This window comes from Glaciihabitans sp. dw_435 (genome assembly GCF_018449675.1).
Taxonomy (GTDB): Bacteria; Actinomycetota; Actinomycetes; order Actinomycetales; family Microbacteriaceae; genus Glaciihabitans.
The window spans coordinates 137,204-148,820 of the sequence record NZ_JAAVUZ010000002.1 but is presented as its reverse complement, the minus strand read 5'-3'; the positions used below and the strand labels follow the sequence as shown (position 1 = coordinate 148,820).

The 11,617-nt window shown below is 66.7% G+C and carries 11 protein-coding genes; 9 read left to right on the top strand and 2 right to left on the bottom strand.

Going from position 1 to position 11,617, the window contains the following annotated elements:
- The first annotated feature begins 2 nt into the window (after nucleotides 1-2).
- The 5 genes from HB677_RS03600 (at nucleotide 3) to HB677_RS03580 (ending at nucleotide 6,424) form a co-directional block, all read left to right on the top strand.
- The gene (locus HB677_RS03600; protein ID WP_213814303.1) at nucleotides 3-686 is read left to right on the top strand and encodes a ComF family protein; all 684 of its coding nucleotides are present in this window, start codon (nucleotides 3-5) and stop codon (nucleotides 684-686) included.
- Between the two features lie 97 nt (nucleotides 687-783).
- Nucleotides 784-1,482 carry a ribosome hibernation-promoting factor, HPF/YfiA family gene (hpf, locus tag HB677_RS03595; RefSeq protein ID WP_213814302.1) on the top strand — a complete coding sequence of 233 codons (699 nt, stop codon included), beginning with the start codon at nucleotides 784-786 and terminating at the stop codon, nucleotides 1,480-1,482.
- A gap of 218 nt (nucleotides 1,483-1,700) precedes the next feature.
- Complete coding sequence (secA, locus tag HB677_RS03590; RefSeq protein ID WP_213814301.1) at nucleotides 1,701-4,517, top strand: preprotein translocase subunit SecA; 2,817 nt, start codon at nucleotides 1,701-1,703, stop codon at nucleotides 4,515-4,517.
- Between the two features lie 138 nt (nucleotides 4,518-4,655).
- A complete protein-coding gene (locus HB677_RS03585) occupies nucleotides 4,656-5,981 on the top strand; it encodes an amidohydrolase family protein (protein ID WP_307852467.1) in 1,326 nt (441 codons plus the stop codon).
- Nucleotides 5,978-6,424 carry a nuclear transport factor 2 family protein gene (locus HB677_RS03580; RefSeq protein WP_213814299.1) on the top strand — a complete coding sequence of 149 codons (447 nt, stop codon included), beginning with the start codon at nucleotides 5,978-5,980 and terminating at the stop codon, nucleotides 6,422-6,424. The genes HB677_RS03585 and HB677_RS03580 overlap by 4 nt, the downstream gene beginning before the upstream one ends.
- A 25-nt stretch (nucleotides 6,425-6,449) precedes the next feature.
- Here the strand turns inward: HB677_RS03580 and HB677_RS03575 are convergent, their stop codons facing one another.
- Nucleotides 6,450-6,905 (bottom strand): Rv3235 family protein, encoded by a 456-nt coding sequence (locus HB677_RS03575; protein ID WP_255546155.1) that lies wholly within the window; start codon nucleotides 6,903-6,905, stop codon nucleotides 6,450-6,452.
- Between the two features lie 162 nt (nucleotides 6,906-7,067).
- On the opposite strand from HB677_RS03575, the gene HB677_RS03570 reads away from it, so the two are divergent.
- Nucleotides 7,068-7,664 carry a hypothetical protein gene (locus HB677_RS03570; protein ID WP_213814298.1) on the top strand — a complete coding sequence of 199 codons (597 nt, stop codon included), beginning with the start codon at nucleotides 7,068-7,070 and terminating at the stop codon, nucleotides 7,662-7,664.
- Here the strand turns inward: HB677_RS03570 and HB677_RS03565 are convergent.
- Nucleotides 7,640-7,948 carry a helix-turn-helix domain-containing protein gene (locus tag HB677_RS03565; protein ID WP_213814297.1) on the bottom strand — a complete coding sequence of 103 codons (309 nt, stop codon included), beginning with the start codon at nucleotides 7,946-7,948 and terminating at the stop codon, nucleotides 7,640-7,642. The genes HB677_RS03570 and HB677_RS03565 overlap by 25 nt on opposite strands.
- Nucleotides 7,949-8,055: 107 nt before the next feature.
- On the opposite strand from HB677_RS03565, the gene HB677_RS03560 reads away from it, so the two are divergent.
- The 3 genes from HB677_RS03560 (at nucleotide 8,056) to HB677_RS03550 (ending at nucleotide 11,518) form a co-directional block, all read left to right on the top strand.
- The gene (locus HB677_RS03560; RefSeq protein ID WP_213814296.1) at nucleotides 8,056-8,703 is read left to right on the top strand and encodes an SAF domain-containing protein; all 648 of its coding nucleotides are present in this window, start codon (nucleotides 8,056-8,058) and stop codon (nucleotides 8,701-8,703) included.
- Between the two features lie 3 nt (nucleotides 8,704-8,706).
- On the top strand, nucleotides 8,707-9,936 hold the full coding sequence (locus HB677_RS03555; RefSeq protein ID WP_213814295.1) for a regulator: 1,230 nt from the start codon (nucleotides 8,707-8,709) through the stop codon (nucleotides 9,934-9,936).
- Between the two features lie 85 nt (nucleotides 9,937-10,021).
- Entirely contained in the window at nucleotides 10,022-11,518 is a 1,497-nt protein-coding gene (locus HB677_RS03550; RefSeq protein ID WP_213814294.1) for a sensor histidine kinase, read from the top strand.
- The last annotated feature ends 99 nt before the right edge of the window (nucleotides 11,519-11,617 follow it).

The window sequence follows — 11,617 nt, the reverse complement described above, 5'->3', positions numbered from 1 at the left end:
GGGTGACGCCACAGCTGCTCCATCTCGCACGAGACGCCCTGCTCGACGCGCTCGCGGTGATCTCTCCCGTGGAGTGCGCCGGGTGCGGCGAGCCGGATCGCTCTCTCTGCGCCGCCTGCCGCCGGCAGCTCGTGCTGCGCCCGACGGAGTCCACCCTGCCGGGCGGACTGCTGGTGACGTCAGCCCTGCGGTACGAGGGCGCCGTGCGTCGCGTGATTCTCGCGTTCAAGGAGTCGAATCGAACGGATGTCGCGGGCGCGCTTGCCCGGACCCTTGAGGGCGTCGTGCGCGAGGCATCCGCTGGTCCCATCGACATCGTTCCCGTGCCCACGAGCCGGTCCGCGTGGCGCCGCCGGGGGTACGACCCCGTCGCCCTCATCTGCGACTGCGCGGGATTACGCCCGCTGCGCGCCCTCGTGCAGACCCGGTCCACCCGCAGCCAAAAGACCCTCGGGGCGACGGAGCGGGCGAGCAACCTCGCGGGCAGCATGGCGGCCCGGCGTCGCCTCACCGGCAGAAAAATTCTTCTCGTCGATGACGTGCTGACGACGGGCGCGACCCTCGCCGAGGCGGAGCGGGCCGCTCGCCAGGCGGGTGCTGAGATCGCCGGTGCCGTGACGCTGGCGTTTACTCCGCGGTATTACGGAGGTGAGAGAAAGTCCCCCGTAACTTCTGATGAACATTGAGTGACTTTGCCAGACAACGGGTCTACGGTTGGGCCAACAAGGCGCGTAAGGTCACCGCCTGATACTCAGGCGGCGCGCAAGTGAGCTGGAGGTCAGCGTGGAAATTTCCATCACAGGTCGCAACCTGGGAGTCACCGACAGGTTCCGCGAGTACGCAACAGAAAAGGCCGAAAAGGTCGCTCATCTCGCGGACAAGGCAATCGCATTTGAAGTTAAAGTGTGCCGCCATCACGAAAAATCAACCGGTTCTTCCGGCGATGATCGAGTGGAACTCACCCTCATCGGACCGGGACCGATTGTTCGTGCGGAATCCGCGGGAAGCGATAAGTACGTCGCCTTTGATCTGGCAATCGACAAACTCATCGAGCGGATACGCCAGGCAAAGGATCGGCGAAAAGTGCATCGTGGCCAGCACCGCCCGGTCTCGTTGCACGAGGCATCGGCGGGCGGATTCAGCGGCATCGATATCACGCCGGCGAGCCCTGCGGTGATCGCGAATGTCAGCACCGGCGCGGTGCCCATTCAGAACACGGAAGCATCGGAACTCGAGGACGAGATCTACAGCCCCGTCGTGATTCGCACCAAGGTGTTCCCGGCCGAACACATGACCACGGAGGAGGCGGTCGATCGCATGGAACTGGTCGGACACGACTTCTTCCTGTTCATCGACAGTGACACCGAGCGCGCGAGTGTCGTGTACCGCCGCAAGGGCTGGGACTACGGAGTGATCGGGCTTGATGACCAGCTCGACCGTGTTCCCGAGTCGATGTTGGCGGGCAGGTCTGCCGGCCGCTAACCGGCGGGCTCACCCCGCGTAGTGCCCGTACCGGCGCTGGAGAAGACCCATCGGGTCCGACTCAGCGCCGGTACACCTACGCTTGGTACGATAACGAGCCTGTAACGGGCGACCGCTCTAGCGGCAGTAGCCTGATCGTGAGTTCGCGACCGAAGGGCCGCGATTTTTGCACGATGGACGCCGCAGTGGCGCAGCACATTAACCCATGGGAGTAACCGGTGGCAAACCTTCTCGAACGCGCACTTCGCGTAGGAGAGGGACGACTTCTTCGTCGTCTCAAGCACTATGCAGAGGCAGTAAACCAGCTGGAAGCTGACTTCACGGACCTCACTGACGAGGAGCTGCGTAACGAGACCGTCGAGTTGCGCGAGCGCTACTCCAATGGTGAGTCGCTGGATGACCTGCTGCCCGAGGCCTTCGCCGCGGTGCGCGAGGCAGCCAAGCGCACGCTCGGCATGCGTCATTTCGACGTGCAGCTGATGGGTGGCGCCAACCTGCACCTTGGCAACATCTCCGAGATGAAGACCGGTGAGGGAAAGACGCTCGTCGCCACGCTCCCGGCCTACCTCAACGCGATCGCCTCGCGCGGTGTGCACATCGTCACTGTCAACGACTACCTGGCCAGCTACCAGTCCGAGCTGATGGGGCGCATCTTCCGCACCCTCGGCATGACGACCGGCGTGATCCTGTCGGGCCAGACCCCCGAGGAACGCCGCGTGCAGTACGCGGCCGACATCACCTACGGCACGAACAACGAGTTCGGCTTCGACTACCTCCGCGACAACATGGCGTGGCAGGCAAGCGACATGGTGCAGCGCGGTCACTTCTACGCGATCGTCGACGAGGTCGACTCGATCCTCATCGACGAGGCCCGCACCCCGCTCATCATCTCCGGTCCTGCGTCGGGCGAGGCGAACCGCTGGTTCACCGAATTCGCGAACCTTGCCAACAAGCTCGTTCCCGAGGTCGACTTCGAGGTCGACGAGAAGAAGCGCACGGTCGGCGTGCTCGAGCCCGGCATCGAAAAGGTCGAGGACTACCTCGGCATCGACAACCTGTACGAATCCGCGAACACCCCGCTGATCTCGTTCCTCAACAACTCCATCAAGGCCAAGGCCCTGTTCAAGAAGGACAAGGACTACGTCGTCATGAACGGCGAGGTGCTCATCGTCGATGAGCACACCGGCCGTATCCTCGTCGGACGCCGCTACAACGAGGGCATCCACCAGGCGATCGAGGCCAAGGAAGGCGTCTCCGTCAAGGCGGAGAACCAGACCCTCGCCACCGTCACGCTGCAGAACTACTTCCGCCTGTACGGCAAGCTCTCCGGCATGACCGGTACTGCTGAGACCGAAGCCGCGGAGTTCATGTCCACCTACAAGCTGGGCGTTGTGTCGATCCCGACCAACAAGCCCATGCTGCGCAAGGACCAGTCCGACCTCGTGTACAAGAACGAGGAGGCCAAGTTCGGCCAGGTCGTCGAGGACATCGTTGAACGCCACGCGACCGGCCAGCCCGTGCTGGTGGGAACCACGAGCGTCGAGAAGAGCGAGTACCTCTCGAAGATGCTCGCCAAGCGCGGCGTGAAGCACGAGGTGCTCAACGCGAAGAACCACGCACGCGAGGCATCCATCATTGCCCAGGCGGGCCGACTCGGAGCCGTCACCGTCGCGACCAACATGGCCGGACGTGGAACCGACGTCATGCTCGGGGGAAACACCGAGTTCCTCGCCGTCGCGCAGATGAACGCGAAGGGCCTCAGCCCCGCCGAGACGCCCGACGAGTACGAAGCCGAGTGGGACAAGGTCTACGGCGAGGTGAAGAAGGGCGTCAGCGAAGAGGCGGCGAAGGTCGTCGAGGCCGGCGGACTGTATGTGCTGGGAACCGAACGCCACGAGTCCCGCCGCATCGACAACCAGCTGCGCGGACGATCCGGACGACAGGGTGACCCCGGCGAGAGCCGCTTCTACCTGTCCCTCCAGGACGACCTGATGCGCCTGTTCAACAGCGGTGCTGCAGAAGCTGCGATGAGCCGGGGCAACGTTCCGGACGATATCGCGATCGAGTCGACGTGGGTCAGCCGAGCCATCCGCTCCGCACAGTCCCAGGTCGAAGGCCGCAACGCCGAGATCCGCAAGAACGTGCTGAAGTACGACGACGTTCTCAATCGCCAGCGCGAGGCCATCTACAGCGACCGCCGTCACATCCTTGAGGGCGACGACCTGCAGGACCGCACGCAGAAGTTCCTCGAAGACGTCATCACCGAGGTCATTGAGGCACACACCTCCGAGGGCCAGAGCGACGACTGGGATTACAACGCCCTGTGGTCCGAGCTGAAGACGCTGTACCCGATCTCGATCACCATCGACGAGGTCATGGCCGAGGCCGGCAGCCGCGGACGCCTCACGGACACCATGCTCAAGCAGGAGATCATCTCTGACGCGAAGCTGGCGTACGAGCGTCGCACCGAGCTGCTCGGTGAGCCCGCCATGCGCGAGCTCGAGCGTCGCGTCGTGCTCAGCGTGATCGACCGCCGCTGGCGCGATCACCTCTACGAGATGGACTACCTCAAGGACGGCATCGGCCTGCGCGCGATGGCCCAGCGCGACCCGCTGGTCGAGTACCAGCGCGAGGGCTTCGCCCTGTACCAGAACATGATGCAGCAGATTCGTGAAGAGTCCGTCGGCTTCCTGTTCAACCTCGAGGTCGAGGTCACCGGTGGCACGGCGAGCAACGAGCTCCCGACCGTCGCTGCCCGTGGACTCGAGGAAGCATCCGCTCCGGTCGAGCGCCTCAGCTACTCAGCTCCCAGCGAGGATGTCAGCGGCGAGGTTGAGGTTCGCAACGAGCGCGGACAGGTCGAGCGTGCCGCAACGGCGCTCGCCCAGCGCGCGCAGGCGAAGCAGGCTGCCGCTCTGACCCCAGATGCTCCGCAGGCCCCGGCCAAGACCGGTGCCTTCGGACAGAAGACGACGGCGGATGCCCCGGCTCCCGTCAACCGTGCGGACCGTCGCGCCCAGGGCAAGAAGAAGTAGCACCGACACTTTTCGCAACGGAGGGAGGGCGTCGAGACAGGAATGTCCCGGCGCCCTCCCGTCGTTTCACCGTTCCACCCGCACGACCCGAACTGCCCGCACCACCCGGCGACCCTCTACAGAACCGTAAGGAATCCCGTGACCACTGACCTGGCGACACAGCCACAGGTGACAACCGTCCTCACGGGATGTCACGTCTTCGACGGGATCAGCGGCGACATCGCGCGCGATCGGGCCATCGAGATCGGGGTGGACGGGCGCATCGTGGCGATCGGCGACGAGGCATCCATTCTGTCTGCGGCGCAGGCACGCGGCGACGGCAACGCGGAGGTGGCCGCGGTCAGCGTGCGCGTCATCGACCTTGGCGGTGCCTACCTCAGCCCGGGCCTCATCAACATGCACGTGCACTTTGGCCTTGCCCTGCCGGGCACGGCCGGTGACTTGGTGAACTCGGGAGCCGACGCCGACCTGCTGATGGTGATGGCCGACTCCGCGCGCAAGACGCTGCTGGCCGGAATCACCACCGCGCGGCTCGTGGGGGAGAGCAGGTACCTCGACTTCGCCCTGCGCCGCGGCATCGTCGCCGGTGCGATTGACGGGCCGCGCGTGTTCACGGCGGGCCACGCGCTGAGCTGCACGGGCGGTCACGGCTGGGACTCGGACGCGCTCGAGGGCGACGGCGCCGATGATTTCCGCCGGCTGACGCGGCTGCAGATCCGCGAGGGCGCCGACCTCATCAAGATGTGCATCTCGGGCGGTATTGCGGGCGAGCACGAGCAGATCCAGACGCCGCAGCTGCGGGATGACGAGATGGAAGCGATCATTCAGGTCGCGCACGACTGGGGTCGCATGGTCACGGCTCACGTCGGGCCCTCCGAAACGCTGGCACGTGCCATCCACCTCGGCCTCGACTGCGTCGAGCACGGGTATGAGCTCACCGACGAGGTCACCCGCCTGATGGCGAGCAAGGGCGTCTGGTACGTCCCGACGATCACCGTGAGCCGTTGCCGCGACTTCTTCATCGAGCAGGGCGTTCCGCAGTGGATGATGGAGCGCGCACTCGGCGCCGGCCCCCGCCACTGGGAGAGCCTGCAGCATGCGATCCGCAATGGCGTGAAGATCGCCATGGGAACCGACATGCCCCCGGCCGCCGGCTACGACGGCACGACCGCGACCGTGCGCGAGATGGAATTCATGGTCGAGGCGGGCATGAGCGACCTGGATGTGCTGCGCTCGGCAACCTCGGGCGCCGCCGAACTGCTCGGCGATCCCACCGTGGGCACCATCGCGGTCGGGCAGCACGCCGACTTCATTGCGATGGGGGATGACCCAACGACAGACATCTCGGCACTGCGCAGTATCGCGTGGGTGATGAAAGGTGGACGCGTGTATCGCGACGAACTCCCCGGATCGACCTCACCCGCCACGGGTGGACCGCGTTCCCTCGCGGAGGCGCGGGCATGAGCGGCGCGCACTCCTCGGACTCGCGCCGCAGCGAGGCATCCGCTTTCCTGACCGGCGCGGAGGCCGACGTCGCCGAGGCCATTGCGGACATGTATGGAAACCTCGGCAACCGTCCCGGGTTCGACGCTCACCTGCACGCGGACGTCACCGTGTGGGAGTCGGCGGATCCGCGACTGTTGCGCGGGCTCGGCCAGCTCGACGAGCTGCGCGGACCCGCTCCGGCGCCGGACGCCGCCCGGCACAAGGGTCCCGCTCCGTTTGTCGCGCCGACCGAGGTCGTGGTTGACGTCTGGGACGACACGGCCGTGGCACGATACGTGCTGGTGGTGGACTATGCGGATGACCCGGAGGCGCGTGAGCACGTGCGGGTGACCGATGTACTCCGGCTGATCGATGAGCAGTGGATCATCGTGCATCACCACGCCCAGGATCTCGCGGCCTGACTGTCGGTGGCGGACCATCCGTTCGCTACAGGACGTTGATCGCGGTCGCGCGCCAGCGGGAGTCGAGGCCCTCGAGACGGATGGCGACCGCGCGGGTGCGGGCGCGGCCGTTGACGATGATGACGGCCTCGACCACGCCGTCGCGGGGTTCGTAGACCGTGGTCGAACCGATGGTGAAGGTCGGGCGGCTGACCGGGTGGTTGCGGGCACGGCGTGCGCGGTTGGAGATGACGACGCGCTTGAGCAGGTGCTTGTAGACGTCGTCGGTGACCCACCGGGCGAGCTGCTCGAGGTCGCGGGCACCGGCGAGAATCTCGATCACGCAGCGGGTGAGATTCTCGAGAAGCGGCCGCGGATCGGGCAGGGCCTTGCGAGAGGCGGGCTGTTGGCCGAAAAAGTCATCGGAGTCGAATCGGGCCCGCGCGACACGGGGCACACCGTCGTCGTCGGGAATCGGCTGTGTCGCCGCAAGTGCAGCCATGCTGTGCACTCCAAACGCTCGAGGTCCGGGAGAATCTGAGGTCTACCCCCGTACAGGGGGCGTTTCAACACCTAAGCATTTCTCTGGTCGACGGGACAACGGGTAATCGTCAAATGTGGATAACTCCTGCTGCTGCGTGTGCCTGTGGATAGCGTTCCCACCATGCGCTGGGACAACTTGTTTGACGATCTCGAGAGTCAGCTCGAGAACGAGCTGACGGCAGAAGAGATCGATCTGCGCGCCGAGGAGGAACGGCTGAGGCTTGCCCGGCTCGGCATGCGCGACCGCCTGCTGTCCCTCCATCGCGGTGACGATGCGCTGCGAACCGTCCACCTCGTGCTGCGCGACGGGTCCCGCGCCACCGTGACCCCGTCAACCTTCGGGCGGGACTGGTTCGCGGGGGAGCTGAGCGAGGGCGGCAGACGACCCCCGGGATGCGTGGTGCCACTGGATGCGGTGGCGGGAGTCATCCTGAATCGCACGCAGGTGGAGGCGAGCCTGGACGGGCCGGCGCCCGAGGACCCCTCGCGCTCGCTGTCTGCCCGACTGAGTCTCAACTTCGTGCTGCGCGACCTGTGCCGGCGGCGCCAGCCCGTCGAACTGCGGACGGACGACGGACGGCTCTTCGGCACGCTCGATCGGGTGGGACGCGACCACGTCGATGTGGCCGTGCACGAGGCCGGTGGCCCGCGGAGGGAATCCGAGGTGACCGAGTACCGGATCGTGCGGCTCTCTCAGGTGTTGCTCGTGCGCTTGTGATGCAGTTCGTCCGGCAGCTCTACGTCGCCGAACGAGAGCTCGGCAATGTTGCCGTAATCGGCCTGATTCCACAGGCCCGCGCGACGCGAGACTTCGTAGGAGTCCTCGATGAACATCTCGAGCATGATGCGCTCGATTCGCCACTGGGAACCGATCTTCAGCGCCATGATCTCGCCGGATCGCACCAGTCCGTACGCCTGCCTCGCCGAAATGTTCAGCGTTTCGGCGAGGTCGGCGAGGGTGAGAAAGCGCCCGAGGCCGTCCGCGGCACCTGTCTGGTTCATCTTCCGATTATCGGTGCGGGGCCGTGGCCCAAACGGGGGTGTGGATAACTTTCGCGGACAAGTTCGACGCGGCGAACGATGGGTACAGCGGCGCGGATGGGAGCGGGATGACACAGCAGGGCACAGCCCGGATCGGCGATCGAGCCCGGCGCGGGTTCTGGTTTGACCCCCGGTTCGCGATAGGAATTGGACTGGTTGTGCTCTCCGTGGCGGGGGTCATTACACTCGTGGGCACCGCGGATTCGTCCGTCGAGGTAATGGCGGCCCGGGAGGATCTGGCACCGGGACAGCGGGTGTCGGCGGCGGACCTGCAGGTAACCCGGGCCCGGGTGTCCGACGCGGATTCCCTGTATCTGTCGCGGTCCGAGGTGCCGGCCGCCGGTCTCGTCGTCACCCGGCCGGTATCGCGGGGCGAGCTGCTGCCGCAGTCGGCAGTGGGCAGTGCCGACGGGCTCGAGCTCACCAGTGTCGTCGTGTCGACCACGTCACAGCTTCCCGAGTCGGTGGGGTCCGGGTCCCGCATCGATGTCTGGTCGGCGGCCCAGGAGCAAACGGGAACCTTTGCCGCTCCCACGGTGATCGTCTCCTCGGCGACTGTTGTGCGCTTGGTGCAGCAGGACGGCCTTGTCGTCGACAGTGCGGGCCCATCGGTCGAACTGCTCGTGCCCCGTTCGGCGGTCGCCCGTGTGCTGGAGGCGGTCGCGAATGGCGCGGCCATCTCCGTGGTTCCCGTCGACCTGCCGGTGAAGGGCTGAGCTGTGCGGATCGCGCTGGCACTGCCCTACGAGTTGGAGGACCGGATCGTCCCGGAGGCCGCCCACCACGGGCACGAGATCGTGTCGCGCAGCTCGTCGGCGGGCGAGCTTGCCTCGCGCATCGAGTCCGTCGGGGCCGACGTCGCGCTCGTCGAAGCCACCGAGCGCCATCTCACCGAGAACCTGCTGCGGGTCTGTGATGACGCCGCGGTGCGGGTGCTCGCGGTGGTGGCCGGCGAGATTGAGCGGCGGCACGCGGCATCCGTCGGCCTTCTCGAAACGGTGGACGCGACGGCGTCGTGGAGCGAGATCGAAGGGGCGCTCGTCGCCCTCGGCCGCGTGAGCGAGGTGGTCGACATCGCGCGGGAGCCGAGACACGGGCTGGTGATCGCGGTGTGGGGGCCGGCCGGGGCGCCCGGTCGCACGACGCTGGCGATCAACGTCGCGGCGGAGATCGCGGCCGCGGGATACGCCGTCGCACTCGGGGATGTTGATACCCACAGCGGATCGATCGCGCCGTCCCTCGGGTTGCTCGATGAAGCTCCGGGATTTGCCGCGGCCTGCCGGCTCGCCGGCGCAGAGAGCCTCACCCGCGCCGAGCTCGAGCGGATCGGGCAGCGGTACAGCTCCGGTCACTCAGGCTTCTGGGTGCTCACCGGTATCGGGCGGCCGAGCCGCTGGCCCGAACTGTCCGCATCGCGCGTGGAAGCAACCATCACCGAATGCCGCACCTGGGTCGATTACACGGTGCTCGATACCGGCTTCAGCCTCGAGCACGACGAGGAAATCAGCACGGACCTGTTCGCACCCCGGCGCAATGCGGCGACCCTTGCCGCGCTGCAGGAGGCCGACACCGTGATCGCGGTGGGGTCGGCGGACCCGGTGGGGATGTCCCGCTTCCTGCGGTCGCACGTCGACCTGATCGAGACAGTTGCCGCCGAGCGCGTGCTCGTCGCTATGAACAAGGTGCGGGCAAGCGCCGTGGGCGCGAATCCGGCCGGGCAGGTGCGGCAGACGCTCGCACGGTTCGGCGGCATCGACCACGCGACGCTGATTCCCTACGATCGCGCCGGCACCGATGCCGCGCAGCTCTCCGGCAAGACGTTGGCCGACGCGGCCCCGAAGTCATCCGCGCGCGCAGCGATCCGTGAGCTCGTGACCGATCGGCTGCTGCCGGCACCGGTGACCTCGCTGCGGCCACGGCGGCGGGGAATGCGGCGGTGGGCGGGGTGAGCCGCGGCCCGGGGCATCCACCGTCCGCATCCTGCCGGTCACCCCCACGTCGGCAATCACGACGGAAACAGCTAGCCTTGGAAACATGTCGACGCTCAGTGACCTGGTACTAGCGCAGGGGCGCTCGAATGAAGCGGATGTCGAGTGGTTGCACCTGCTCGTCGGTGACTGGCAGCTGCTGGCCGACCTCGCCTTTGCCGACATCGTGCTGTGGGTTCCGAGCAAGGACGACAGTTTTGTTGCTGTGGCGCACGCCCGCCCGTCGAGCTCCGCGACGCTGTTTTACCGCGACTTTGTCGGACAGGAGATCAAGCCCGAGTGGCGCGATCAGGTAACCGATGCGTTCAGGTCGGCGAAGATCATCGACTCGTCGGCGCCCGACTGGTACGAAGAGACGCCCACGCGCGTGCGTGCCGTTCCCGTGCTGCGGCGTCTGTCGCCGAGCGGCAACCAGACGACCGAGTTCCCCATCGCGGTGATTACCCGGCACACCAACCTCAGCGAGGCGCGCACGCCCAGCCGCCAGGAACTGACCTTCAACGAGTGTGCAAATGACCTGTTCGGCATGATCGCCTCCGGTGACTTCCCCGACCTCGCCGCCCCAACCGGCCCGCGTCGCGGAGCGCCTCGCGCCTCGGATGGCCTCATCCGCCTCGACGTGGACGGCACCGTCACCTTCGCCAGCCCGAACGGGTTGTCGGCGTTCAACCGCATGGGCTTCGTCGGCGAACTCGAGGGGGAGTCCCTCGCGGAGGTCACCACCGGCCTGCTCACCGGCAAGCAGCTCACGGTCGACGAGTCGCTTCCGCTCGTCGTCACCGGTCGCGCGCCGTGGCGAACGGACATCGAGGCGCGCGGCGTCACCGTCTCGCTGCGCGCGATCCCGATGCGCACCCGCGGCGAACGCGTCGGCGCCATCGTGCTCTGCCGCGACGTGACCGAGGTGCGTCACCAGGAGCGGGAATTGATAACGAAGGATGCCACGATCCGGGAGATTCACCACCGGGTGAAGAACAACCTGCAGACGGTGGCATCCCTGCTGCGCATCCAGGCCCGTCGCACGCACAACGACAGCGCCAAGGAAGCCCTGCAGCAGGCGATGCGTCGCGTCGCCGCCATCGCGGTGGTGCACGACACCCTCAGCGAGGGCCTCAGTCAGACCGTCGACTTCGACGCCGTGTTCGACCGGGTGCTGCTGCTGGTCGCGGAGGTGGCGTCCAGTCACAACACCACGGTGCATCCGAAGTCCAGCGGAAGCTTCGGCACGCTGCCGAGCGAGTACGCCACCCCGCTGGCGCTGGCCCTGACCGAGCTCGTCACCAACGCGGTCGAGCACGGACTCGCCGGTCGCGACGGCGAGGTCGAGATCATTGCCAAGCGCACCGACGATTACCTCAGCGTAAAGGTCCGCGACAACGGCGTTGGACTGCCCGAGGGAAAGGTCGGCTCCGGTCTCGGAACCCAGATCGTGCGCACCCTGATCCAGGGCGAGCTGGGTGGCACCATTGACTGGCACACCCTGATGGGCAGTGGCACCGAGGTCACCATCGACATTCCGCTGACCTGGCTCAATCCGCGCTAACGGTCGCCGGGGAGCTCGCGCCCCAGCCCCCGTGGCGTGCGATCGGTGGTGACGCCGGTCGGGGCATCCGCCTGTCCGTACCAACTATCGAAGGAATCA